Consider the following 26489-nt stretch of genomic DNA (forward strand, 5'->3'; position numbering starts at 1 on the left):
GCAGCGGGCCGAGGGGTCCTCCAAACCATGCTGGCTTGGAGGGCCCCTCGCGCTTTGTGAGGCCGAGCGCTCTTGCCTGGGTTTTTGACCCGCGGTCGCGCAGGGCGCTAGACTCTCGGGCAATGTCGGAATCGTCGTTCGCCCGCCGTGGCCGCGAGTACGTGCCGGGCGACGTGCCCTTTCACGGGGGCGGTTCCCACGCCGGGGCGGCGATCATGGTGACCGACATGCGGCGATCCAGGGTTTTCATCGAGCTCCTGAAGATGCCGCTGAAGCTCGGCGGAGAGAGCTGAGCCGGTGGAGCTGCGCGTCATCGGCTGCCACGGCGGCGAGACCCCCAGGCATCGCACGTGCGCGTTCGTCGTGGACGACGTCCTCGCGATCGACGCGGGCTCGCTGACGAGCGGGCTCGAGATCAAGGAGCAGGCGCGGATCGAGGCGTGCCTCGTGAGCCACGCGCACCTCGATCACATCCGCGACCTGGCCACCATCGCGGACAACCGCTGCCAGCTCGGGTGCCCGCCGCTCGTGATCGCGGGCACGCGCGAGACGCTGCGGACGCTGAAGAAGCACTTCTTCAACAACGTGCTGTGGCCCGATTTCGCGGTGATCCCGACGCCCGCGCAGCCGACCATCCAGTACCTCGAGCTGAAGCCGGAGCGCCCCACGATGGTGGCCGGGCGGCTCGTGCGCGCGGTCCAGGTGACGCACACGATCGACGCCTCGGCGTTCGTGATCGAGGGGAGCGGCGGCGCCATCGCGTACAGCGGCGACACCGGGCCGACCGACCGGCTGTGGGAGGTGCTGAACCAGCAGCAGGACCTCCGCGCGCTGCTCATGGAGGTCAGCTTCCCCGACAGGGAGCAGCGGCTCGCCACGGTGAGCGGCCACCACACGCCGCAGACGCTCGCCGTCGAGCTCCAGAAGTACCGCGCGCCAAGGGACCTGCCGACGATGCTCTACCACATCAAGCCGGTCTTCCAGGCCGAGGTGGAGCGGGAGTGCGCCGCGCTGAAGGGGCTGAACCTGGAGGTCCTCCAGCTCATGGACCACTTCGTCCTGTAAGCGGCGGGTCGGCGGGTTGCCGGGCTGCCCGGCCCGAGGAGACCCTGTTCGTCGCGCGGCGGGGGGACGCCGCCGGACTCGCCTGAGCCCTCGCTCCTCCGGCGCTGCCGGAGGAGGCCCGGCGACGCGCCGCTAGCGGCTCTCCTGCGTGGGCTCGTCGTTGAAGGTGCGCTTGCCGTCGGGGACTTCCTCGACGCGGGCGAGGACGACCGTGATGTTGTCGGTGCCGCCGAAGTAGTTCGCCCGGTCGACGAGCGCCTTGCACGCCGCGTCCAGCGAGCCGCTGGACATCACGAGCTCGAGGATCTGATCGTCGCTCACGAGCCCGGACAGGCCGTCCGAGCAGAGGAGGTACACGTCGCCGTGGCGCGTCTCGTCCGTCACGAGATCGACGAGGACGTCCTCGCGGATGCCGAGCGCGCGCGTGATGACGTTGGCCGGGAGCTGCCGGACCTCCTCCTCGGTCATCCACGGCGCCATGTGCGCGGCGTCGCTGACGAGCGAGTGGTCGCGCGTGAGCTGCGTGATCTGGCTGTCGCGCAGGCGATAGCAGCGGCTGTCGCCCACGTGGCCGACCGTCACGTGCTCGGCGTCCTTGGAGAACATCGCCGCCACGATCGTCGTGCCCATGCCGAAGTCGGCGAGCGTCTTCAGCGAGCGATCGAAGATGCGCCGGTTCGCCAGCCGGAGGCCGGTGACGACGTAGTTCTCTTCCTCCGTGAGGTTCGGATCGGCAGGGAACGGCCACGTCGCGTCCCTCCCGACCGTCACGGACAGGAAGTCCGAGAGGGTGCTCACGGCAAGCTGGCTCGCGACGTCGCCCGAGCGGTGTCCGCCCATGCCATCCGCCACGGCCACGACACGGTACTCCTCGCTGACGAGGAGGTTGTCCTCATTGTGGTCCCGGAGGAGCCCGGTATCCGTCATCCCGGCAAACCGGGTCCGCAACATGGGCAGAGAGTAGACGCGGAGCAGGGGGGCAGCGCAAGTTCAAGGCGAGGGCAAAGCTGAAATCCTGGGCCGGATCTCCCACAGGGGCCGCTTCGCGCCCGCAAGAAGCGGCCGGCCGCTGGGGGCATGGACCTTCCCGGCGGCGCCCGCTCGCCGCGCGCACTTTGCTCTTGAAAGATGAGGGTGGACGTGGGGGTTGCTCGTCGCGCGGCGCCGCGCGCGCTCCGCGCACGCCCGATCCAGCGGGCGCGGCGCGCTCTCGCGGCGGGCGACGACGGCGCAGGCGGCCGCTCAGAGCCAGGTCTCGCCGATCGCGATCCCGAGCGCGGCGGCGATCGTCTCGGCGGCGCGCACGCCGCTCGCCTGCGCCTCCTCGAAGAGCGCCATCCCGGCCTGATCGACGTGCGCCCAGGCGACGCGCTCCGAGAGCGCGCACGGCGGATCGAACGGCCGCGCGCCGAGGAAGCCGGGGCGCGGGCGCGGCATCGCGTGGCCCCAGATCATGACGTCCATGCGCGCGACCTCGTCGCGCAGGTGCGGGTGCGCCGGCGCGAGATCGCGCAGCACGCCGTCCGCGATCGACGCCCACGGCGCGCCGAGCAGCGCCGCGCGCGCGGCGGCAACGTCGGGCCCGCCGTGGGCGCGGTAGTATGTCAGCACGGTGCGCTGCATCGGCGTCGCGAGGCGCGACCGCTGCGTCGTCGCCGCCGCGAGATCGGTGAGCTGGTGGCGCGCGTCGACGTAGCCGAGCCCCTCTGCGCCATAGAGGACGGAATCCCACGCATGGTTCGGATCGAGGGGCCGCTCGACGTGCAGGTTCGCCACGAGCCACGCCGACGTTGTCCGCTCGGGCAGCGCGCCCGCCGCGCTCCCCGCGAAGATCCGGCGCGCGACGAACGCCGGCGCCGCGAGGATCGCGGCGCGCGCCTCGACCCGGCGCGCCTCGCCGCGCTGCACGTCGATGTAGCCGACCTCGACGCCGCCCTCCGGCAGCGGGCGCACCGACGTGACGAGCGCGCCGAGCGACACGCGCGGCGCCGCGCGCTCGAGCAGCGCCTTCACGAGCCGGCCGTTGCCCTCGGGCCAGATCAGGTAGTGGCTGCCCGCGAGCGCCGGCGTGCGCACCTTGCGCCCCGCGAAGTAGTGCAGCCCCGCCCAGGCCGAGATCTCCTCCGGCTCGCCGCCGAAGTCGTCGAGCATCGCGTAGCGCACGTACCAGCGCAGGAAGGGCGTGCGGTACCCCTCGCGATCGAGCCACGCCGCCATGCTGATCCGGTCGAGCTCGAGGAGCTCGGGATCGCGCGACGAGCGCGCGAGCGGGATCTGGAACGCCGGGAGCCCGTCCCTGCCGGTGAGCTCCGTGAGGTCCTCCTCGAGCGCGTGGAACCGCTCGAGCTCCTCCAGCGCGTCGTCCGGCAGCGCGTCGACAGGCGCGAGGCCGGCGTGCCACGCGCCCTCGTAGAACAGCCGCTCGCCCGGCGCGTGGCAGAGCCTGCGCGGATCGAACACGGGGCGCCCCGCCGCGTCCCACCCGGTGACGACGCCCATCTGATCGAGCAGCCGCAGCGTCGCGCGCGCCTCGACGTTCGGCGCGGCGAGGTAGTGCGCGCCCCACGGGTACGGCACCACGCCGTCCTCGCCCCACGCGCTCGTGCCGCCGGGCCGCGGCTCGAGCTCGAGCACCCGCAGATCGAGCCCGGCGTCGGCGAGGCGCCACGCGGCCGACAGCCCGCTCACCCCGCCGCCGACGATCACGACGTCCGCGCGCTCCGGCGGGCCGGACGCCGTCCTCGTCGACGCGCCGCCGCGGAGCAGGTGGCCCGCGCCGTGGGCCGCGCCGACGATCTCGCCGGCGAGCGGCGGCCGCCCCGGCGAGGCCGCGTGCACGAGCCAGCCCGCCGCGACGGAGCTCAGGAAGCCGCGGCGGTTCACCGGATCACCGCGACCACTCGGCCCACTCGCGCGTGTACACGGAGACGAGCTTCTGGTCGTTCAGCCGGTTCACCGGCGCCTCGACGCGGCCGAGATCGCGCGGGAACCGGAAGAGCTCCGGCAGGCCGCTCGAGTCGAGGTAGCGGAGCTTCGACGGATCGACGCGGAGGGCGCCGGGCGCGGTGAGCCCCTCGCCGCCGGCCAGGATGAACCCCCACTCGCCGAAGCTCGGCACGTAGACGTGCAGCGGCGCGGTCTTCCAGCCGGCCGCCTCGAGCGTCGTCACGACGCACCAGAACGACTCGCGCGCGTAGTGCGGCGACGTCGCCTGGACCACGGCGAGGCCGCGCACGGAGATCCGCTGCCGGAGCAGGTGGTAGAAGGCGTCCGTGTACAGCTTGCCGACCGCGTAGTTGCCCGGATCGGGGAAGTCGACGATCGCGAGATCGAACGACTCTGTCGACTCCTCGAGGTACTTGAACGCGTCCTGGTTGCGGATGACGACGCGCGGATCGCGGAGCGCGCCGCCGTTCAGGTCCGCGGCGAGCGGCAGGTCGCGGAAGGCGTCCGTGACCGCGGCGTCGAGGTCGACGAGCAGGATCTGCTCGATCGACGGGTACCGGAGCAGCTCGCGCGCGGCGAGCCCGTCGCCGCCGCCGAGGACCAGCGCGCGCCGCGGATCGCGCCCCAGCGCGGCGACGGCCGGGTGCACGAGCACCTCGTGGTACCGGTGCTCGTCGTCCGACGAGAACTGGAGGTTGCCGTTCAGGAAGAGGCGCGTCGTGCGCGGGCCCCTTGTGACGACGATGCGCTGGTACGGCGACTGCGCCGCGTAGACGATGGGCGCCCCGAAGTAGATCGCCTCCGAGCGCTCGACGAACCGCGAGACGAGCGCGAAGGCCACCCCGAGCGCCGCGATGACGACGAGGCAGAGCGCCCGCAGCTTGACGACGACGGCGCGCTCGAGCGGGAAGAGGAACGTGCTCGTGAGCGCGACCGCCGCGTTGAGCAGGCCGAAGAAGAGGCTCGTCTGGTGGATCCCGAGGCGCGGCAGGAAGATCGCGGGGAAGAGCAGGCTCGCGGCGAGGGCGCCGATGTAGTCGAGCGTGAGCACCCGCGCGACGAGCCGCTTGAGATCCAGCGAGAAGTTGAGCAGCCGGATGAGCAGCGGGATCTCGAGCCCCACGAGCACGCCGATGAGCAGCACGAGCGAGTAGAGCAGCGCGCGGAACGCCCCGAGCGCGGTGTAGACCCGGAAGAGCATCGGCGCGGAGAGCCCGCCGACGAGCGCGAGGCCGAGCTCGATCTCGACGAAGCGCTCGAGGAGGCGGCTCTCGATGTACTGCGAGAGGTACGAGCCGATCCCCATCGCGAACAGGTAGAGGCCGATGACGAAGCTGAACTGCGCCACCGAGTCGCCGAGCACGTAGCTCGCGAGCGTGCCGGTGATGAGCTCGTAGATGAGGCCCGACGTGGCGATGACGAACACGCTCGCGAGGAGCGCCGGGTGCACGAGCCGGGGCAGCGGCTGCGCCGCCAGGGCGTCTCCAGGAGGGGCAAGCGCGGCGCCCGTCGAGCGCTCGTCGGTGACCGGCATCGGCGCGGTCCTAGCACCGCTCGTGCTGGATCACAGCTGGCCTCCGCTTCTAGTATGGTGCTCGCGTGAGCACGCCCTTCGACCGAGCAGCCGCGTGCCCCTCCTGCGGCGCGCCGATCACGTTTCGCTTCGCGGGCGCGATGGCCCAGGTGTGCAAGCACTGCAAGTTCGTCATCGCCCGCACCGATCGGGACCTGCGCGCCATCGGCCGCGTCGCCGACCTCGTCGAGATCCCCACGCCCCTGCAGGTCGGGGTCACCGGGCGCTGGGGCAACGAGCCGTTCGTTGTCGACGGCCGCGTGCAGCTCGACCGCGCCGGCGCGCCGGGCGCGCCCTGGCAGGAGATCTTCATCGCGTTCCCGAGCAGCGGCCGCTGGACGTGGGTCGCCTTCGCCCAGGGGCGCTGGTACGCGACCAGCGAGGCGCCGCTCCCGCTGAACGGCCTCCCGCCGTGGACCTCGCTCCAGCCCGGCGGCCGCGTCCACCTCGAGGGGCACGGGATGTTCACCGTCGTCGAGGTGGGACGCCGGCGCGTCATCTCGGCCGAAGGCGAGATGCCCTACGTCGCCCCGCCGGGCGTGGTGACCGGCTTCGTCGACATCGCGGGGCCGCGGGGCGAGTTCGGGACCCTCGACTACGGCGACGGCCGGAGCCTCCCGCCGAAGCTCTACCTGGGCCGGCAGTTCGACCCGGCCGTGATGCGGCTCGACACCGGCGCGCCCGTGGAGGCGCCCTCGGCGCAGGTGACCGCCGTGGCGTGCCCCAGCTGCGGCGGCAACCTGCCGCTCGCCGCCCCCGGCACCGCGGAGCGCATCGTCTGCCGGTACTGCGGCACCGCGAGCGACCTCACGAAGGGCGCCCTGACCGCGCTCGGCCAGGTCCCCCGGCCGCCCGTGGAGCCGTACGTGCCGCTCGGCGCCGAGGGCCAGCTCCGCGGCATGCGCGTGCTCTGCATCGGCTTCGTCATCCGGGGCTGCACGGTGGAGGGCGAGCGCTACCGCTGGCGGGAGTACCTGCTCTACGGCGGCCCGAGCGTCGGCTACCTGTGGCTCATGGAAGAGGACGGCGCGTGGCAGCTCGTGACGCCGCTCTCGCCCGGCGAGGTCCAGCCCATGGGCTCGGTCGCGACCTACAAGGGACAGACGTACTCGCTCAAGCAGAGCGTCCAGGCCGAGGTGGAGTACGTCATCGGCGAGTTCTACTGGAAGGTCGAGATCGGCGAGTCGGTCCAGGCCACCGAGTACCAGGGCTCGGACGGCAAGGTCAGCATCGAGCAGGCCCCGACCGAGGTCAGCGTGTCGTTCTGCTCCCCGCTCCCGGGCAAGGAGCTCGCCGCCGCCTTCCACCTGTCGCCCCCGCCGCGCCCCGCGCTCGGCGGCGGGACGGGGATGAGCGCCGGCACGATCCTCGTCGTCGTCGTCGTCGTGATCATCGTCCTCATCCTCCTCAGCGCGCTCAGCGACTGCGGCGGAGGCGGCGGGGGCGGCATCCTCTTCGTTCCGACAGGCGGGAGCACCCCGAGCTTCGGCGGCGGGAAGTGATCCAGCTTCACTGCTCGATTCGGCTGGACCTGAATTGAACGACGCCGCGCCGCGGCGACTGACGCGATCCGGCTGGTGCTGAGTCGGGGCGCCGAGGGCTGGACATGTCTGTGTCCACCCCCGCAGCGAGGGTGATCGCGCGGCGAGCGGAGCGGTCGGATTCGGGCAGACGATGGTCGGTTTCGGGTACCGTTCGCGGACGGCCGCCCGTGGTGGTCGAGTGATTTCAATGGGTTACACGCTGGTCAGCGGCGGCCCATGACGTGCAATGTGCCGCCGAAGCCGGCGCGGGCCGGTGACGGAGGACCATGCAAACCGTGAATTCGGTCGATCCGCACGCACAGCTGCGCGCGCTCTACATCTCCCTGCTCCGGAACCAGGAGCACTTCGACGAGTTCAAGCAGCTCCTCGCCCTCTACGTCGTCGCGCCCGAGTCCGACGAGGAGCCGGCCGACGCGGCCAGCGTCCGCGCGCAGCTCAACGGGCGCATCCGCTCCTGGATCGGCGGCTTCTTCGACGGGCTGAGCGCCGCTCAGGTGCTCCAGTGGCGGGCCATCGTCGTCGAGGAGCGCATCAACGTGTGCCTGTCGCCCTGGAAGGAGTCGAACGTCTATTGATGCTGCGGCGCAGGCGACAGGCGGGGATGCACCGCCATCGACGTACGTCTCACCGGCGCGGCTCCGCCCCGGTGCCATCTACCGGCGCCCCGGGTGCGCGGCCATCCACCGGCGCCCGGAGCGCGCGGCGCAGGTCCGGCGGGGCGGCGCGCCTCGCGACGGAGGTGCCCGCTCATGGATGAGGCGCTGTGGGTGGATGAGCTCTACAAGGCGTTCTGGCGGACGCTCCCCGGCATGCTGCACGCCGAGGCGCAGGGGCTGGCCCACACCCTCGGCCTGACGCCGTCGCGCGACGTGCCCTGGAGCGCGGTGTTCAGCAACGAGTTCACCCTGTCCGCGCCCGCGCTGCTCGCGGACGCGATGCCCGGCGTCCGGGGGGCCACGGTGCAGGACGCGCTCCTCGCGCACCTGCTCGCCGTCATCGAGGCGTTCGCCACCGACCGCATCCAGGACGCGCAGATCCGCCCGACCTGGCAGCTCGAGGCGCTCCTGGCCCACGCGCGGCGGGCGCGCGACGAGGCGCTCCGCCGCGTCGCCCCCGGCGTCGACGACCCGGCCATCGACTTCGCCCGCGCGGACGAGGCCACGCTGCTCGCCATCGAGGCCGAGCGCGCCCTCCTCGCGAGCGGCGAGCCCGCCGGCTTCAGCCGCTACTACGCGCTCTCCCTCGCCAAGCAGCGCGTCGGCTTCCCGGCGTCGATCGCCCTGGCGCACGCCGCGGGCTGGACGGCCGCGCAGCGCGAGGTGCTCTCGCGGATGCTCTCGTCGGTGTGGCTCGGCCTGCAGCTCCACGACGACGTCATGGACTGGCAGGACGACTACCAGCGCGGCGGCGCCTGGGCCGTCGTCCTGGCCTCGGAGCTCCGATCGCGCGCGCACGGGGAACCGGACGTCGGCGATGTCGGCGACGTCGACGTCGACGACGGCGATGACGACGCCGCGCGCGGCCAGGGCCGCGCCCCCGGCGGCGCGCACCGCCGCGGCGCTGTCGCGTACGGGCCGCTCGGCACGCCGCCCTGGGGCATCGCCGCGACCCCGAAGGGGCAGAGCGAGCCGCCGACCTCCAGCGTGCCCTCGTCCCTGATCCCCGTCCGGCGCATGGTCCTCGAGGCCGGCGTCCTCGGGGCGATGCTCGACGGGGAGCGCCGGTGCTTCCGCGCCGCCCGGCGGCGCGCGGCCGTCCTCGGCGCGCGCCGCGTCGCCGCCTGGACGGCGGGGAGGGAGGCGCAGGCGCAGGAGCTCGCGCGGTGCGAGGCCGAGAGCCCGGGCTTCGCCAACCGCGCCCATGCGCTCAAATCCTGGGCCAAGGCCGTGCTGGCATGAGCCGGGGCCGCAGCGCGGCCACGCGAAGGGGAGGGGGGCCTCCGGCGGCCGGCGCGGCCGCGCGAGGGGAGGCGGCCCCCCCCGAGGGCGGCGCGGCCACGCCGGGAGGCGCGGGCTCCCCGGAGGGCGGCGCGGCCGCTCCAGGAGGAGAGGGCCTCCCGGAGGAGGGGCCCACCCGCCCGGAGCGCAGCCGATCGAGCGCTCCGCCCCCGGCGTCCGCCGCGTCGCGCAGGGAGCGCCCGCCGCGCCCGCCGTGGGAGTTCGGCTACGCCCCGGTGCCGACGGCCGCGTGCGACGACGACGGCGGCCCCCTCGATGTCGTCGTCGCCGCGCGCGGCGCCGTGGCGCCCGACGCCGTGGCCGCGGCGCTCTCGGCGCGGTGGTCCGGGGTCGAGGTCGAGCGGATCGTCGAGCGGGCGCCCATCTTCTGGCTGCGCGTCCGGTCGCCCGATCGCGGGCGGCGCGCCGAGGTCGCCGCGGCGCTCGCGGCCGCGGGGCTCCCGGTGCGCTACGTCGCGTCGGCCCGGCGCACGAGCGCCGCTGTCGCGCCGCGCTTCGACGCCGCCCCGGCCGACGCGGCGCGCCCCGACGAGGGCTGGGCCCCGCGCGGCGCCTCGGACGAGGACGAGCCCGTCACGCCAGGCCGCTGGTTCCTCCGCGCCGAGGAGGGCGGGATCGCCGTCGATCGCCGCCGCTGCGGGACCGGCGCCGGGATGCGCCTCGGCGTGATCGACGACGACGCCCAGGCGGTCGACGAGCTCGGGATCGACCGCGAGGTGCTGGTCCTCGTCGAGCAGCCGCCGCGCAGCCAGGCGCACGGCGCGCTGATGGTCGCGTGGGCCGTCGGGCTCCGCCGCCCCGGCGGGTTCCGCGGCGTCGCGCCGGACGCCTCGCCGCGGCTCTACCTGATCCCGAAGCCGGGCGCGTGCGTCCTCGCCCTGCCTGTCGCGATCGTCCGGGCGGTCAGCGACGGCGCCGACGTCGTTGTCTGCGCCGCGTACATCGAGGGCTCCACGACGCCGATGCTCGACGACGCGCTCGAGTTCGCCGCCCGCCTCGGGCGCCGCGGGCGGGGCTGCCCGGTCGTGTTCCCGACCGGCCGCGAGGCGTCGAGCCCCCCCGACTCGCTCCACGCGAGCTTCTCGCTCGGGTTCGGCGAGCCCGCGAGCGACCCGCGCGTGTTCTGCGTCGGCCCGGGCGCCCGCGGCGAGGGCTGGTTCCTCTGGCGGGATCGCCGGCGGCGCAGCCGCCCCTTCGCCAACCGCGGCCCGGCGGTGCGGTGGCTCGCGCCCGGCGACGATCTCACGTGCCCGCTCCCGCCCGCGTCGGGCGTGGGGCCAGCGACCGAGCGGCTCTGCCACGCGGAGTCGAGCGGGGCGTCGGCCCTCGCCGCGGGCGCCCTGCTCCTCGTCCTGGCGCAGAACCCCGCGCTCCGCGTGCCCGAGCTCGACGACATCGTCCGGCGCACGCTCGATCCGGTGCCCCCCGAGGCGCCCGCGTCGGCCGAGCCGGCGGCCGACAGGTGGGATCTCCTCCCCGAGGCGCGCGACCGCGACGGCCACAACGCCAAGCACGGCTACGGCCGCATGGACGCGGGCCGGGCCTGCCTCGCCGCCGGCGATCCGATCGCGCTGGCGCTGGTGCTCCTCGGCGAGGACGACGCCGCGCGCGCCTGGCACGACGCGCGCGCGGCGCGCCCGCTCGCCCGCGGCCTGTACTCGCGCCGCCTCGCGCGCTGGGCCGTCCGCGCGTTGCTCGCCGACCCGGGCCTCTGCCACGGCCTCTGCGCCCTCGCGCGCCACGCCCGCCTCACCGCGGGGGACCCCCGGCGCCAGCGCGCCCACGGCGTGGGCGTCGTGCTGCGGCACCTCGCGGTCCTCGTCCGCGGCCTCGACGTGAGCCGCCCGGCGCCGGCGCGCTCGCCGGGCGTGCGGGACGAGCTCGCCGCCCTGCTCGACCGGCTCGAGCGATCGGCGACCGACGCCGAGGCCGTCGAGGCGGTCGAGGCGCGCTTCGGGGAGCTGGCGGCCGCCGTGTTCGTCGGCGCCGCGGAGCGCGCCGCGCCCGAGAGCGCTGCCCGGGCGCGCTCCGCCGCCCCTCCGGTGGAGTGATCCCGCCCTCATCTCCGTCTTGGAACGTAATGGATCTCGCGTGACCGCGCCGCCGGGCGACCGGGATCGCGGGGGGCGGGGGCGCCGCGCCTCGGACGAGGACGAGCCCCGTTGGTTCACCCGGGGTTCCAGCGTATCGTGGGTAGCTCGGGGCGCAATTTTCGCGCTGTCGAGTCTCCCGATGCGAGCTATCGAGAATCGGCGTTGGCTCCTTGCGGCGATCGTCCTCGCGGCGCTCGTTCTGGGCGGCCTGGGGATCAGGAACGCGCTGCGCTGGTACGAGCGCCCGTTTCCTGGCGTCCTCGTCGACCCGGACGGCGTTGTCTCGAGCCTTGGCCTGCCCTCCTGGGAGGGCTTCCAGAAGGGCCTCCGGTTCCCCGATCGGATCGTCGAGGTGAACGGCTGGCGCCTCGAGAGCACCGAGGGGCGTTACCGCGCCAGCGTCTGGGACGCCGCGGTCGAGCAGGCGGCGCGCGAGGGGCAGCGCTCGGTGCGCGCCCGCGTCGAGACCGCGGGAGGGCTGCGCGACGTCGAGCTCAGCCTCGCCCCCTTCGATCCGCTCGCCTGGTGGTTCTACGCCGGCGGGCTGATGGTCCTCGCCTCGCTCTACGTGGGCGCCGCGCTCATCGCGCTGAGCGCGAGCCCGCACGGCAAGCTCGCCCGCGCCTTCGCGAGCGCGGCGCTGTTCACCGCGCTCTTCCAGTTCACGATCTTCGACTACCACGGCGCGCGCGACCTCGTTCCGTTCTTCCACGTCGCCTACGCGCTCGTCCCGATGAGCTTCTTCACCCTGGCGCTCCGGCTGCCGGACGACGTCCCGCTTGTCGCGCGCTACCCCGCCCTCGGGTGGATCGCGCAGGCGCTCGGCGGCCTGCTCGCCGCCGGCCTGCTCGCCTCGCACGCCGTGGGGTGGACCACCGTCGGGCTCCGGGGCGTCTGCGCGACGCTCATGGTCGCGTCGTTCTTCTTCTTCTCGACCGCCCTGATCGCCCGCTTCGCCGTGGCCGAGGGGGATCGCCGCCGCACGCTGCGCGTGCTGCTCCTCGCGATGGCGCCGCCGCACGTCGTGATCGCGCTCGGCTTCATGCTGGCCATGCTCGGCGTCTCGGCGTCGCTGCTCGCCTGGTTCGCGATCCCGGCGCTCGCCCTCACGCCTGTCTCGAGCGTCGTCGCGTTCATCCGCTACGACCTCTGGGGGAGCCGCGCGCTCCTCTCGCGCCCGCTCACGCGGGTCATCATCGCCGGCATGATGGTCGCGCTCACCGTGATCGTCTGCTCCGCCTGCGCGGGGTACGCCGGCCTGCCGCTGCTCGGCGCGCTCAAGGTCGCCGTGCCGGCCGCCGTCGTCAGCGCCGTGCTCGTCGTGTTCGCGCTCGGCGCCGGCGACCGGAAGCTCTTCCCGGCGCGCGCGGAGTACAAGCCCACCGTCGAGCAGCTCAGCGAGGAGCTGACGCTCGTCACCGATCCCGAGGAGGTCGCCGACGCTGTCGAGCGCATCGTGGCGCGCTGGCTGCCGTGCGAGCGGGTCACCTTCCGCCCCTTCGCGGTCGACGCGGCCGACGCCGGCCACCTCGAGAACGAGGCACGGCCGCCGGCCCCCGAGCAGAGCGGCGAGCGGATCATCGGGCTCGGCCCGCCCGAGGTGAGCGCGAGCGAGCTGTCGCTGACGGTGATGTTCCGCGGCCGGCTGCTCGGCGTCCTCGAGGTGGGCCGGAAGCGCGGCGGCGCCCTGTTCACGAGCGAGGACCTCGACCTGCTCCGCACCATCGGCAACCAGGCCGCGCTCGCCCTGGCGCACGCGCACAGCTACGCCGAGCTGGAGCGGCGGCGGCGCGAGCAGGCGGCCGCGTGGCGCGACGAGCGCGCGGCGCTCATCGAGACGCTCGCGGCCGAGATCACCCACGAGGTGCGCTACCCGATCAACTTCTTCCGCTCGGTGTTCCAGCGCGGGTCGAGCGACCAGCGCCTGGACGCCGAGGAGGTCGAGATCGGCTGCGAGGAGGTCGAGCGCCTCGAGCGCCTCGTGATGGGGCTGCGGCGGGTCACGCACCGGAAGCTCGAGCGCCGCCGCCTGTCCGTCGAGGAGCTCGTGAGCCGGGCGGAGATGCTGCTGCGCGATCAGCTCGGCAAGCGGCGGGTCGAGGCGCGGGTGAGCGCGACCCCGAGGCTCCGCTGCGACCCTGATCAGGCGACGCAGGTGCTCGTGAACCTGCTCTCGAACGGGCTCGACGCGGCGGGCGAGGTGGGGACCATCGGCGTCACCTGGACGACCACGGAGGGCGGCGCCGAGCTCGTCGTGTGGGACACGGGGCCCGGGATCTCGGGCGACGCGGCGCGGATCTTCGCGCCCTGGTACACAACGAAGCCCGGCGGGACGGGGCTCGGGCTCGCCATCACGCACCGCATCGTCCGCGCCCACGGGTGGACCATCGACGCGGAGCGGCGCGACGGCAGGACGCGGTTCGTGATCGCCATCCCGGCCGCCGACGTGTCCCAGAGCGCAGAGGAAGAGGTCGCGTGAAGATCCTGGTCGTCGATGATCAGCGGAGCGGCCGCCGCACGCTGCGGCAGATCCTGACCGCGCTCGACGAGGTCGAGGTGCTGGAGGCGGTGGGCCTGGACGACGCCATCGCGGCGGTGGAGCGGAGCGCGCCGGACCTGCTGCTGCTCGACGTGCGCCTCTCGGACGACCCGCGCGACCGCGGGGGCCTGGAGATCCTGCGGCGGGTGCGGGCCTCGGGGCGCAGCACGCCCGCGGTGATGGTCACCTCGGTGAGCGAGCTCTCCGAGATCCGCGAGGCCATGCGGCTCGGCGCCCAGGATTACGTCCTGAAGGACGAGCTCTGCCCGGAGATGCTGCTGCCGATCGTCGAGGGGCAGCGCGAGCGGCTGCTGCTCAAGGGCGAGGTGGTGCGGCTGCGCGAGCGGGTCGATCGCACGTTCGGCACGAAGGCGCTGCTCGGCTCGTCCGCGTCGATGGAGCGGGTGCGCCGGATCATCGAGCGCGTCGCGGAGTCGAGCAAGACGGTGCTCATCCGCGGCGAGACCGGCAGCGGCAAGGAGATGGTGGCCCGCGCGCTGCACGAGATGAGCTCGCGCCGCGGCGAGCCGTTCGTGGCGGTCAACTGCTCGGCGCTGCCCGGGACGCTGATCGAGTCGCTCATCTTCGGCCACGAGCGCGGCGCCTTCACCGGCGCCGAGAAGCGCATGCGCGGCCAGCTCGAGCTCGCGGGCGCGGGCACCATCCTGCTCGACGAGATCGCCGAGATGCCGGGCGAGCTCCAGGCGAAGCTGCTCCGCGTCCTCGAGGACCGCCGCTTCCGCCCGCTCGGCGCCGAGTCGGAGATCCCGCTCCGCGCCCGCGTCCTCGCCGCGACGCACGTCGACCTCGAGAAGCGCATCCACGAGGGGCGCTTCCGGGAGGACCTCTTCTACCGGCTCAACGTCGTGACGGTGCACGTCCCGTCGCTGGCCGAGCGCGACGCGGATCTCATCGAGCTCCTGCTCGCGTTCACCGCGGAGATCCCGCGCAAGCTCCGCTACACCGACGACGCGATCGCGTGGCTCGTCCGGCGGCCGTGGCCCGGCAACGTGCGGGAGCTCCGGAACGTCGTCGAGCGGCTGGCGCTGCTCGCGGACGACGATCTCATCGACGTCCCCACGCTCGAGGAGCTGGCGCGCGAGCGGCCTGTCGTCGACGCGACGGCGGAGATCGACAGGCTGGCGCGCGCGCTGCTCGCGCTGCCCGAGCGGCTCGGGTCGAAGCTGCGGGTGATCGAGCGGGCGGTGCTGCACCACGCGATCGAGAGCTGCGGCGGCAACAAGGCGGCCGCGGCGCGGCTCATCGGCGTCGACAGGAAGATGCTGGAGCGGCGCTGGGACCGGCACACAGGGGAGGAGCCGCCGAGCAGCCGGCGTCTGACGCCGGCGAACGCGCCGCGGTACCTCGGCGAGGAGCCGCCGAGCAGCCGCCGCTTCACGCTGCCGTCGGACCCGGGCGACACCTGAGCGGCCGCACGCCCGCGCCGCGGGCTGCGCGCTACTTCCTGCCGATCCCCGTGTACACGAACCCCATCCCGCGGAGCTCGTCGGGCTCCCAGACGTTGCGCCCGTCGAAGAGCGCCGGGGCGCTCATGATGCGCTTCAGCCGGTGGAAATCGGGGCGCCGGTACTCGTGCCACTCGGTGACGACGACCAGCGCGTCCGCGCCCTCGGCCGCGCCGTACATGCCGTCGCTCAGGAGGATGCGGTTGCCGTAGATCGCGCGCACGTTCGGCATCGCCTGCGGATCGTGCGCCTGGACCGTCGCGCCCGCCTCGAGCAGCGCGTCGATCAGCGTGAGCGCGGGCGCCTCGCGGATGTCGTCGGTCTGCGGCTTGAACGCGAGCCCCCAGACAGCGATCGTCTTGCCCTTCAGCGCGCCGTCGAAGTGGGCGCTCACCTTGCTCGCGAGGACCCGCTTCTGGCGCGCGTTGATCCGCTCGGTCGCCCGGACGATCTCGAGGTCGTGCCCCACCGAGCCCGCCGTGTACAGGATGGCCGAGAGATCCTTCGGGAAGCACGACCCGCCGAACCCCGGGCCGGCGAAGAGGAACTTCGTGCCGATGCGCGGGTCGGCCCCGACGCCCTTGCGCACGAGCTCGATGTCCGCGCCGACCTTCTCCGCGAGCAGCGCGAGGTCGTTCATGAACGAGATGCGCGTCGCGAGCAGGGCGTTGGCGGCGTACTTGGTGAGCTCGGCCGACCGCGCGTCCATGAGCTGGATGCGATCGCTCGCCCGGACGAACGGGTTGTACAGGTGGCGCAGGATCTCGCGGGCCTTCGGGTCGTCCGACCCGATGATCACGCGGTCGGGCTTCATGAAGTCGTTCACCGCGTCGCCCTCCTTGAGGAACTCCGGGTTCGACGCGACGGCGAACGGCTGCGACGCGTGCGCGCTGATGATCTGCCGGAGCCGGTCGGCCGTCCCTACCGGGACCGTGCTCTTGGTGGCGATCACCTTGAAATTGTTGATGTTCTTGCCGATCGTCTCGCCGACGGCCTCGACGGCGGAGAGGTCCGCGGAGCCGTCGTCGGCCTGGGGCGTCCCCACGGCGATGAAGACGATCTCCGCGTCGCGGATGGCGCTGGCGACGTCGGTCGAGAAGCGGAGCCTGCCGTCGCGCGTGTTCTTCGCGATCAGCACGTCGAGGCCGGGCTCGAAGATCGGCATCTCTCCGCGCTTCAGCATCTCGATCTTTGCAGCGGACACGTCGACGCAAGCCACGTCGTTCCCGAAATCCGCGAACCCCGCGCCGGCCACGAGGCCGACATACCCTGTTCCCACGACGGCAAGCTGCATGGGCGGGACGCTACCACGACTCCGCTGCTGTTCGAGCGGGCAGTCGCGCGAAGTGTGACCTGCGATCGATCCGTCCCGCTCCTGCAGCGTGCGCCCTCGTACGGACGCGTCCGCCGCAGGGCCGCGGGCGCTTGACGCTCGCGGCGGCGGGTGGATCAGGGGTGTACGAACACGACCGTTCCGGTGAGCGAGCGCGCCGCGCCGTGCCAGCCCGGCGGGACGGCGGGCTCGGTCCAGAAGAAGAGCCGGCGCGCGTCCTCCGGAGACAGGTTGATGCAACCGTGGCTCTTGGGCCGGCCGAACTTGTCGTGCCAGTAGGCGCCGTGCAGCGCGTACCCTTCCTCGAAGTACTGCACGTAGGGGACGTCGCGCAGCTCGAACTCCTCGCCGACGGCGTCCGAGTCCATGGTGATGGAGATGTACTTCGTGTGGATACGGAATATCCCGCGCTTTGTCGCGGTGCTGGACTCGTGATCTTCGAGCCCCGCCTCGCCGCTGGAGATCAGCGTGGCGTAGACGGGCTTCGTGCCCTCGTAGGCGACGAGCACCTGCTTCGTGAGGCTGACGTCGAGCCACTTCTCGCCGTTCTTGCCCCACGCGGGCATCTTCTTCGCCGGGTCGATGCGGCCGGCGTGGCGGTCGTCGACCCAGTCGCCGTCCTTCGTCTCGTAGTGCAGCTTGCCGCCGAAGAACTGCTGCTTGCCTGTCAGCGGCACGGCCGAGCGCCACTCGAGCTCTCCGCCCTCGACGAGCTTCTTGCCCTCGACGCGCCAGCGCTTGCCGCCGGCGCGGCGCACGAGCGCGAACGGGAAGTCGATGTCCTTGCCGATCTCGACGCCGTGGAAGTCGGAGCCGCGGATGGGGCGGAAGCGGTCGGCCGGGACGACGCGCAGGTCGGTGGTGACGTTGTAGCGCCGGCCCTCGTGGAGGAACGACTCGATGAAGGCCATGCCGTTGCGCCGCGAGACCTCGTCGATCTTCACGGCGTCGTCGGTCTTGATGAGGCCGGAGAGGTTGGGGGCGCGCCGGCCGTCGCGCAGGAACCAGGGGATGTCGCGATCGGTGACGCGCTGCGCGAGCGCGTCGAGCGCGGTCGGGGCGGGTTCGGTATGCCACTTGAGCCACACGTCGAGGCCGTAGGTGGCGCCGCTCTTCTCGTCCTTGGCCCAGCGGTCGAGGTGCTTCTTGAGGCTCGGCTCGTGGCGCGCGACGTCGTCCTCGGTGGGGATGCGCGCGTAGGCGGGGCCGCCGCGGGTCACGACGCCGTACATGTACGGGAGCTTGTGGGTGACGTCGGGGCGGCGGGACGCGGCGCGGACGATCTCGTGATCGAGGTCGAGCGTCGCGTCGGGGCCGAGGCACACGTAGCCGAACGGCTTGATCTTGCGGAAGCCCCCGGGGCAGCCGGCGGTGCCGGCGGGCTCGGGGTCCATCTCCACGATCGCGCCGGCGCGGAGGAAGCCGACGCGCTTCGCGTCGGTGCTGGGCCGGGCGTAGACGCGGGTGAGCATCGAGATGCTGGCGAGCCGCGGGCTGCCCTCCGGGGGCGGCGCGGGCGGGGTGGCGACGCCGCTCAGCGCGACGATGGGCGGGCCCACGGGCTGGCCGGGCGGCGGCTCGTCCTCGGCGGGGGCAGGGGAGGCGGGGGGCGCCGAGGCGGCGGCGGAGGGCGCGGCGGCCGCGGGCTTCTGGCCATCGCCGGGGCCCGGGGGCTCGCTCGGCGCGTCGGGGGCGCTCCCGGACTGGCCGCACCCCGGGAGGAGCGCGGCGAGGGCGAGGAGCGCGAAGGCACGGCGGCTCGCCGCGAGCGTGGCTGCGGCGCGCGATCGGGGCGGCGTGTCCATGGCAGGGCGACCGTAATGCACAGGTGGGGGAGGCAGGCCAGTTTTCGGCGGGCCTGTGGCGGCGTCAGCGCACGCCAGCGCCAGCGCTTCCAGCCCGCCCTGGCGCCGGCGCGGCGCAGGGGATCGTGAAGGCCCGCGCCGGTTCAAAGGCGCGCGAAGGCCACGCGCCTCCGTCGCCGGCAGGCCTTCGATCGAACATCGCACCTGCCCCGCCGTGAGCGATGACGATCGAGCGCGGCGTGCGCTGGGGGGAACGACGGCCTCGAGCACCCGAGGCGCTCCCCGCGGGCAGGCTCCGGAGGCCCGCCGGCAGGGTCCCGAACCGGCCGCACCCCCCTCGCGAGGGGGCGGGGGCATGTCGCGACGTGCCGGAGCGGGCTCCGGAGGCCCTCCGGCTCGGTCTCGGATCGACCCGACCCCCCTCGCGAGGGGGTGGGGGCATGTCGCGACGTGCCGGAGCGGGCTCCGGAGGCCTCCGGGTCGGTTTCGGATCGACCCGACCCCCCTCGCGAGGGGGTGGGGGCATGTCGCGACGTGCCGGGGCGGGCTCCGGAGGCCCTCCGGTTCGGTTTCGGATCGACCCGACCCCCCTCGCGAGGGGGCGGGGGCAGGTCGCGACCTGCCGCGCGGGGGGCGACGCGTCAGGATCGCCCGCCGGTGGACTCCATCCACGCGAGCCACTCGTTCGCCTCGCGCAGGGCGTCCGCCGCGGCGACGAGCGCGCCGTCGCCGCCGAGCCGTGCCACGAGCGGCGCGAGCATCTCCACGCCTCCCCAGCCGCCCAGCGTCGACGCCAGCGTGACCGAGCCGGCGGCGTCGCCGAGGCTCCTGGCGAGCAGCCACGCCGCGTCATGGAGCGACATCCAGGCAGCGCAGCGGATCAAGCTCTCCAGCCCGTCCGTGTCCCCGCTGTCGCGGTACGCCGCGACGGCGCGGGCGGCGAGCGACGGCCGCGACGGCGCGGGGGCAGCGCAGCAGAGCGCCGCGAGGGCCGCGACGACCGCGTGCCCCGAGCCTCCGCGCTCGGCGATCTCGATCGCGGCGTCGAGCCCCAGCACCTCGATCGCCGGGGCCGCATGGTCGGCCACCAGCGCGGCGGCGACCCACGCCGGCCGGAGAGACGCCACCGCCTCGCGCGCCGCGCCGGTGAGCGGACGCCCGCGCTCGGTGGCGGCGGCGCGCAGCAGCGGGCTCGCGCCGTGGACCCCGCCGCCGCAGAGCTGTTCGACGACGTCGAGCGCGCGCGCCGTCTCGCCGAGCTCCGCCAGCCGCACGGCGAGCGCCGCGCCCATGCCGGTCATCGGGTCGTCCAGCAGCTTCAAGAGCTCGGGCAACCCGAGGAAGGGGGCCAGCGCCTCGGTGCATGAGGGGTAGTCGACCGGCTCGCCGACCGCGCTCGCGCCGTCGACGAAGGCGCCGAAGAGCGCCGACACGCCGCGGTCCCGCTCGTCGCCGGGCAGCGCTCGCACGAGCGGCGCCAGCGCGTTGGCGCGCGACCCGGAGGGGAGCGCCATCGCCGCGCGAAGCAGCGAGCGCGCCTGGCCGGCGTCCAGCCCGGGCGCCGCGGCGAGCTGCGCGAGCGCGTGGCCGGGTCGCGGGGTCGAGCGCGCGCGCTCGATGGCCTCCGCGACAAGCGCCTCGGCCTCGGACGGCGGGAGGTACCGGGCCGCCGTGAGCCACAGGGGCAGGCTGGGGCCTTGCTCGTCGCGCGACGTGGCCGATACCGCCCAGCGCGCGAACGTCGCCGCGTCGTCGTCCGAGCTGGCGCGCGCCGCCGCGAGCAGCGCCTGCGCGTCGCGCCATGGCTCGTTGCGCCATGCGGCCCCGCGCTGCCGCACGAAGGCGCGCGCCTTCGCGGCGATCTCCTCCCTGGATGGCTCCGAGGCGTGCGCCGAGAGCGCGAGGAGCGCGACGGCGAGCGCCCGCTCGGCGTCCCCGCGCGCCACGTCGCCGGGGCCGGCGTCTCCGGGCCCCCACGCGCGGAGCAGCGTCCCGAGCGCGCCTTGCGCGAGCGCGACGCGGACGAGGTCGGGCACCGGCGCGGCCAGGGCATCACCCGCGCCGGAGACCTCGAGCGGCGCGGCGGCCGAGCGCCGGAGGCGCCGCAGCTCGGCGCGGCGCGCGGCGAGGTCCTCGAGCGAGGACGGCCACGCCCAGCGCGGATCGCAGAGCGCGACGAGATCCGCGTGCGGCACGCGCGGCGACGACGCGCGCAGGTGATCGCCGGCGTACCGGCGGAGATAGGCGGCGGCGCGGCCCTCCGGGGGACGACCGCCCGCCCGGGCGCGCGCGCCCAGCAGCGCCCGGGCGGCCTCGACGAACCGCCGCTCGCAGAGGGCGGCGCCGTCCTGGCTCGCGGCTACCCAGGCCGCGCGCAGGGCCTCGTGCCGGAACCGGAGCGCGCTCCACCGCTCGCCCCAGGCGAGCACCGGATCGATCACGGCGCGGTGCTCGCCGAGCGCGGCGGCGAGCTCGGCCTCGTCCGCGCCGAGGAGCGCCGCCGCGTCGCCGAGATCGAGCGGCGCGAACGCGCGCGCGACGGTCGACAGCAGCGCCTCCAGCCGCGCCGCCCCGCGCTCGCGGAGCGCGCCGGCCGCCGCCTCCACGGTCGCGCGCGGCCCCGGGCCGTCGATCGCCGCCCAGGCGAGCCGATCGCGCCAGGGGGCGTCGATCTCGTCCAGCCGGAAGCCGCTCAGAGGCACCCAGGCAGCGCTGTCCGTGCCAAGGGCGAGCCGCTCTGCCCACCGCTCGGCCGCCTCTCTGGGACCGGTGACAGAGACCAGCACGCGCGCGGAGGGGCCGAGCTCGCCGAGCACCGACAGCGCGCGATCCTCGGGCCAGTCGGCGCACGCGTCCGGCCCGACAAGACCGATGAGGAGCGCCGGCTCGCCCTGCTCGACGTCCCGGCTCGCGACCTCGTTCACGAGGAGCTCGCAGAGCCCCTGGCGATCCTCGGCGTGCGGCGCGTCGTCGGGCCACAGGCCGGCCGCGAGCCGCGCCAGCACGTCGTGCTCGAACGGCGCACCGGAACCCCGGCCCGCGCGGACGAGGACGCGCTGCGCGCCGGACCCATCGAGCGAGCCGAAGAAGCGGTCGATCACCGTGCCCTTGCCGGCGCCGGCCGGCCCGTACACGACGCAGGCGCCGGCGCGATCTTCGCGATGCCAGGCGCAGATCGCGTCGAAGGCTGCGGATTGGCTGCGCCCGAAGAAGCCGTGATCCATCGCCGTCTCCCGCTCCGTACCGCTCAATAGCCCCTGGGTTTGCGGTACGTGCCGTACTGCCCGCGCTTGCCCTTGGCGCCGACCACCGCGTGGCCGATCTGGAGGTCCGCGATCATCTGGCCACAGGAGTCACAGGGGTCGACGCGCGGCCCCCCTTTCTCCTGGAACGTCTCGATCGAGACGTTCGGATCGTCGAACCTGGCCCTGAGCCGGCGGTTCGCCTCGGCATCGACCTCGTTCGGGGTCATCGGCTTGAACGGCTGCTTCTTGTTCCCTCTCGCCTTCGCGACCCTCTGCTCGTCCTGGATCTGCCCGGTGATGTCGTTCTTCATGCGCTGGAGTGCCTGCGTCTCGGCGCACGGTTTGTTGGTGAAGGTCTGCGGGATCTGCCCGCCTCGCTCGGGCGGCTTCCCGCGGGCCTCGTCGATGTTGTAGCCCTCGGCGAGGACCGTGGCGGGATCCGTGCTGTTGTCGACGATGCGCGTGTAGACGAGCCCGTGAGGATCCCCGAAGAAGAACGGGCTGTTCCTGGCATACGCGAAGACGTTGAGGCCGCCGAGCAGCTCCAGCGGATCCGGCGAGATGTACCGGCCCATCTGCGGGTCGTAGTACCGGTACCGGTTGTAGAAGAGCCCGGTCTCCGCGTCGGCGTATTGACCCAGGAACCGTATCGGCGTCGCAGCCGTCCCGCCCTCCTGCATCGCGGTGGCGCCCCACACAGTCCTTCCGAGCTCGCCGAGGACGCGGCCGCCGCCGTCGACCAGCCGCTCGGGGAAGCCGGCCAGGTCGTTCACGTAGTACACCCAGGCGCCCTCGCTCCGCTTGCCGCCCTGGTGCAGGATCTCTCGGTGTGCCAGCGGCTCGCCGCCGTCATCGAAGTGATACCGGCGCTCGAATTGGACGCCGCCCGCCTCCGTGACCTCGTGCAGCAGGGTGTCTCCGCACCAGTGAAAGCGCGTGCGCCGGAGCAGCTCGCGGCCGCCCTCGGGGGTCGTCCGGTAAACCTCCTTCTTGAGCCGCCGCGCGAAGGCATCGTAAGCAAACTCGACGACGGTTCCATCGCCCAGCGTCACCCTGGAGAGCGTGCCCGCCTTCGTCCACGCATAGGAGGTGAGGCGCTCGCCGCCCTCGGCGTGCCCGCGCCGCTCGGTGAGCCTGCCGCGATCATCCCAGGCAAACGTCGTCCCCCCGGCGCGCAGCATCAGGTTCCCGGGGCCGTACTCGCGCGGCGCCGAGGTGTCGCCGGCTTCATGGATGTTGCCGGTCGCGTCGTAGGCGAAGAGCTCGCCGCGGGCGCCGTCGGGCACGGCCGCGAGGATCTGCCCGAGCGCGTCGTAGCTGTACCGCGTCGTGCCGCGCCGCGCGTCCCACAGCGTCGAGAGCTCGGACGACGCGTTGTACTCGAGCCGCTGGTGAACGGTCACCGCAGGATCCCGCGCTCCCACCCAGCCGGGCTCGCCTGGGCCCGCTGCCCTCGCGAGGTGCGGCGCGGTGACGCGCTTCTCCACGAGCCTGCCCGCTGGATCATGGCCGAACAGCACGCGCCCGCCGTGCGACAGGATCCGCTCGATCTCGCGCCCGGAGGCGTCGAGCCGCACCTCCGTCTCGTCGGCCCCGTCGAGCAGCAGCTTGAAGCTCCGCCCTTCATAGTCGCGACGCCACTCCGCGGTGTGGCCGAGCGACGTCCGGTGGCGCACCGGCATGCCGACGACATCGTGATCGACGGTGACCTCGAACGTCGCGCCGTCGACGATCTGCCTCTCCTTGGTGATCCATCCCGCGGCGTTGCGCGTGAACTCCACCCTCCCGGCCGCGGTCTCGGCGGCGATGATGTCGTCGCGGGCGTCGTACTCGAACAGCTCCTCGGATCCGTCGGATCGCGTTCGCTTCATGATGCGCCCGAGGAGGTCGCGCTCGAGGAGGACCTCGTCCCCGTCAGGCAGCGTGACGCGCACGACGCGGTCCGCGAGATCGTGCTCGTAGCGGAGCTCGCGCCCATCGAACGTGCGCTCGCGCCGCTTGACGCCGGTCGGTCCGAGCTCGACAGCGTAGGTCTCTCCGCGCGCGTTGTGCACGCGGATCAGCCGCTCTTTGCGATCGTAGCGCAACCGGATGGTGGTCCCGTCGGGCAGCCGCGCCTCGGCGAGCGAGCCGGTCCCCCCGCGCACGAGGACCGTCCGACGGCCGCCGGGGTCGGTCGCCTCGACCAGGTTGCCGAGCCCGTCGTACGCGAACGTCGAGGTGAGCCCGCCCGGCGCCTCGATGGCGAGGACGAGCCCCTTGTCGCTGTACGCGTAACGGGTGATCGCGCCCTCCTCGTCGCGCAGCGAGGTGCAGCGCCCCAGCTCGTCGTACGTCGCCTGCCACAGCGCGCTGCGCCCGTCCGACGCCTCGACGGCGTTGCCGTGATCGTCGTAGCGATAGATCCGCCGCCGCCCGTTGGGCGCGACCGCCTCGATAGGGAGCCCGCGCGCGTCGTACCGCACCTCGAACAGCGCGCCCGTGGGATCCTTGAGCAAGAGCGCGTTCGGGCCGAAGCTGATCTGCGTCTCGCCGCCGTCGGCGTCGATGATCCGCGTGATGTCGCCGTTCGGGAGCCGCTCCACGCGCGTCTCCCGGCCGAGCGCGTCGATGACGCGCGTCTCGTTGCCAAAGAAGTCGCGCTCCCACCGCGTTGTCGCGCCCAGCGCATCGGTGTACGAGGTGAGGTGTCCGCGCGCGTCATAGGTCCTGGAGAAGACGCGCCCGTTGGCGACGGCCTTGTCGACCTTGCCGTGCTCGTTGCCAAAGTTCCTGAAGACACACGCCGCGTCGACGACCTCGCTGTAGCCATGAGGGCCATAGTCGACCTTGACGTGATGAATGCCCCTGGCCTTCGTGGAGCCGTCCATCAGCAGCTCGGGCAGGTCGTCCGCGAGGCAAGGGTCGAAGCCGCTCTCGTGCTCGCCCCACGTCTCGACGCCGCGCCCTGCCTCATCGTAACGGAAGTGAAAGACGAGCCCGGTGGGCAGCCGATACGAGACGAGCCGGTGATCGTCGTCATAGGCGTACGAGGTAGCGTGCCCGTCCGCGTCGGTGACCCGGACGAGGCGCCCGGCCTTGTCGTAGTCATAGCGCGCGGCGCGCACGATCCGCCCCGAGGGGCAGACGACCTCGATGGCGGCGATGCGCCCCTCCCGCGTGGCCACCACGCGGACGGTGCGCCCCACGCAGTCGACGATGCGCGACAGGGCCGCCTTGTCGTGGACGAGCTGGATCCGGTTCCCTGCGCGGTCCTCCACGGCCGCGAGGCGGAAGCGCCGTCGCGTCGGATCGTCCAGGTCGGGCTCGAAGGTCCTCCGCGTGCCGTCGGGCACGTCGAGCGCGAACCCTTCCCCGTGGCGATGCAGCACCCACCCGTGGGGCCCGAGGACGCCCGCGCCCCGCTCGACGGCCCCGAAGGCCACGTCGAGGCCGTCCTCGGTCCAGACGACGGCGCCGCTGCGGCGCAGCTCCACTTCCCAGGCGAACGTGTGCGTCCAGCCGTGGCCGAGGCCGACGTCCCGGTCGCGGCTCGACGTCGCGTAAGAGCGCGCGAGCTCGAGCGGCATCGGCCCGGGCAGCTCGAGGTCGACGACCGGCGTCGTGAAGACGCGCCCGGTGACGACATCGATGGGATCTCCGTGCGAGGCCGCGCCGCTGCGGCTGCCGCCGTGGTGCCGGGGGCAGCCGCCGCCGTCCTTCCCCGGCGTGCCGCAGGCGTTCTTGCCGCCGCCCTCGGCGTCCTTGCCGCCGTTCTTCCCGTCGGCGCCCTGCGCGTTCTTCGACCCCTTTCCGCCGCGCCCTCCGCTGCCTCCGCCGGCGCCCCCGCCGCCCATCACGAACACGCCGGGGTTCATGCCGGGGATCGCAGGGATGTTGGGCACCGGTGCCGTGCGCGCCATGAGAGCACCTCCGCCCGCCAGCAGGCATCACGGGCTCCGCGCTGTCAAGCGCGCCCCCGGCGCGCGGCATGCGCAGATCACGCGGTGGTCAGCCGCTATCCCGTCCTCGCCGGCGCAGCGACATCGCCCGCCCGCGCGGGCTCTCGCCGGCTCGCTCCTGCGACGCGCGCGTCGCGACGGGAGCCGCGCTCTCGATCGAGCACCGCGCCAGGGGCTCCCCGCGCTAGGGCCGACCGAACCTAAGGAGCAGCCCGAGCCAGCCCCTCGCCAGGTAGAGGAGGTTGATGGCCACGTAGATCCAGAAGAACACGTCGAGCCGGTCCGCGAGCGCGAACGCCCAGATGTGGCTCGGGTAGTGGTTCAGGAAGCGCAGGAACGTCGTCACGAGCCCCGCCGCCCGGGCGACGGGCGACAGGGGGCGCTCCTCGGTGGCGGTCTCGTAGTAGGCGGAGACGGACGTCTCCTTGCCGCTGATCTCCGGGCGGCGGACGAAGTTCGTCAGCGAGATGGCCGAGGCGATCACCGCGACGCCGACGACGCCGGCGAGCAGGAAGCGCGGGTCGCCGGCGGGCCAGAGCGTCGCGTCGAGGCCGAGCCCGCCGCCGCGGAAGAAGCGCACCGAGAGGGCGCCCGAGAGGAGCACCGCCTTGAGCTCGTCCGTGAAGAAGTCGAAGAGGTGGCCCTCCTTCGACGCGAGCTGCTTGTGGCGCGCGAGCATCCCGTCGGCGCAGTCGAGCAGGTAGCTCAGCTCGAGCACAGCGATCGCGGCGAGGCCCCCCGCCGCCGTGGGCAGCGCGACGAGCAGCGCGGCCGCCACCACGAACACGGCGAGGTTGAGCAGCGTGACCTGGTTCGGCGTGATCGCGGTCCGCGCGAGCAGCGCGACGACGCCGCCGGCGAGCGGACGCATCAGGTACGTGTTGAAGAGCTGATCGTGCTTCTTCCGCGTGGCCAGGTAGATCTGCTTCGCTTCTCCGAGCATGCGGGGCGCATCCTAGTGCCGCGCGCCCGCGCCGCGCG

The 26489-nt window shown here is 73.7% G+C and carries 16 protein-coding genes; 8 read left to right on the forward strand and 8 right to left on the reverse strand.

All coding sequences use genetic code 11. The features are described 5' to 3' along the window. Positions 1-122: 122 nt before the first annotated feature. Positions 123-293, forward strand: a complete 171-nt coding sequence (locus tag WMF42_RS13500) for a hypothetical protein (protein WP_155798228.1) — start codon at positions 123-125, stop codon at positions 291-293. 4 nt (positions 294-297) lie between these two features. Then, positions 298-1065, forward strand: coding sequence for an MBL fold metallo-hydrolase (locus WMF42_RS13505; protein ID WP_061607226.1), 768 nt, complete (start codon positions 298-300; stop codon positions 1063-1065). A gap of 132 nt (positions 1066-1197) precedes the next feature. Here the strand turns inward: WMF42_RS13505 and WMF42_RS13510 are convergent, their stop codons facing one another. The 3 genes from WMF42_RS13510 to WMF42_RS13520 all read right to left on the reverse strand — a co-directional run bounded on the left by WMF42_RS13510 (position 1198) and on the right by WMF42_RS13520 (position 5545). Then, positions 1198-2016 carry a PP2C family protein-serine/threonine phosphatase gene (locus WMF42_RS13510; protein ID WP_061607227.1) on the reverse strand — a complete coding sequence of 273 codons (819 nt, stop codon included), beginning with the start codon at positions 2014-2016 and terminating at the stop codon, positions 1198-1200. Positions 2017-2307: 291 nt separating this feature from the next. Beyond that, positions 2308-3948 (reverse strand): FAD-dependent oxidoreductase, encoded by a 1641-nt coding sequence (locus WMF42_RS13515; protein WP_061607228.1) that lies wholly within the window; start codon positions 3946-3948, stop codon positions 2308-2310. A 4-nt stretch (positions 3949-3952) separates the two neighbouring features. Further along, positions 3953-5545, reverse strand: coding sequence for a polyamine aminopropyltransferase (locus tag WMF42_RS13520; protein WP_061607229.1), 1593 nt, complete (start codon positions 5543-5545; stop codon positions 3953-3955). Between the two features lie 65 nt (positions 5546-5610). Between WMF42_RS13520 and WMF42_RS13525 the strand changes: the two genes are divergently transcribed. From WMF42_RS13525 to WMF42_RS13550, 6 genes are all read left to right on the forward strand, one after another. After that, complete coding sequence (locus tag WMF42_RS13525) at positions 5611-7086, forward strand: DUF4178 domain-containing protein (protein ID WP_061607230.1); 1476 nt, start codon at positions 5611-5613, stop codon at positions 7084-7086. A gap of 308 nt (positions 7087-7394) precedes the next feature. Next, positions 7395-7703, forward strand: a complete 309-nt coding sequence (locus WMF42_RS13530; RefSeq protein ID WP_061607231.1) for a hypothetical protein — start codon at positions 7395-7397, stop codon at positions 7701-7703. Positions 7704-7877: 174 nt separating this feature from the next. Further along, a complete protein-coding gene (locus WMF42_RS13535) occupies positions 7878-9026 on the forward strand; it encodes a hypothetical protein (protein ID WP_061607232.1) in 1149 nt (382 codons plus the stop codon). Next, positions 9023-11137, forward strand: a complete 2115-nt coding sequence (locus WMF42_RS13540; RefSeq protein WP_437692296.1) for a hypothetical protein — start codon at positions 9023-9025, stop codon at positions 11135-11137. Before WMF42_RS13535 ends, WMF42_RS13540 begins: the two co-directional genes overlap by 4 nt. Positions 11138-11318: 181 nt before the next feature. Continuing rightward, on the forward strand, positions 11319-13658 hold the full coding sequence (locus tag WMF42_RS13545; RefSeq protein WP_437692298.1) for an ATP-binding protein: 2340 nt from the start codon (positions 11319-11321) through the stop codon (positions 13656-13658). Continuing rightward, entirely contained in the window at positions 13655-15145 is a 1491-nt protein-coding gene (locus WMF42_RS13550) for a sigma-54-dependent transcriptional regulator (RefSeq protein WP_437692300.1), read from the forward strand. The genes WMF42_RS13545 and WMF42_RS13550 overlap by 4 nt, the downstream gene beginning before the upstream one ends. A gap of 31 nt (positions 15146-15176) precedes the next feature. Here WMF42_RS13550 and WMF42_RS13555 read toward each other — a convergent pair whose 3' ends face one another. The 5 genes from WMF42_RS13555 to WMF42_RS13575 form a co-directional block, all read right to left on the reverse strand. After that, positions 15177-16478, reverse strand: a complete 1302-nt coding sequence (locus WMF42_RS13555; protein ID WP_061607236.1) for a UDP-glucose dehydrogenase family protein — start codon at positions 16476-16478, stop codon at positions 15177-15179. 155 nt (positions 16479-16633) lie between these two features. Then, complete coding sequence (locus WMF42_RS13560; protein ID WP_437692302.1) at positions 16634-18322, reverse strand: L,D-transpeptidase; 1689 nt, start codon at positions 18320-18322, stop codon at positions 16634-16636. A 641-nt stretch (positions 18323-18963) separates the two neighbouring features. After that, positions 18964-21546: a hypothetical protein gene (locus WMF42_RS13565; RefSeq protein WP_437692304.1), complete on the reverse strand. Its 2583-nt coding sequence runs from the start codon at positions 21544-21546 to the stop codon at positions 18964-18966. Between the two features lie 23 nt (positions 21547-21569). Then, positions 21570-25469, reverse strand: a complete 3900-nt coding sequence (locus WMF42_RS13570; RefSeq protein WP_437692306.1) for an RHS repeat-associated core domain-containing protein — start codon at positions 25467-25469, stop codon at positions 21570-21572. Between the two features lie 223 nt (positions 25470-25692). Continuing rightward, positions 25693-26451, reverse strand: coding sequence for a CDP-alcohol phosphatidyltransferase family protein (locus WMF42_RS13575; protein WP_437692308.1), 759 nt, complete (start codon positions 26449-26451; stop codon positions 25693-25695). Positions 26452-26489 lie beyond the last annotated feature (38 nt).

The sequence above is a fragment of the Sorangium sp. So ce176 genome, from assembly GCF_051519835.1.
Taxonomy (GTDB): Bacteria; Myxococcota_A; Polyangia; order Polyangiales; family Polyangiaceae; genus Sorangium; species Sorangium cellulosum_G.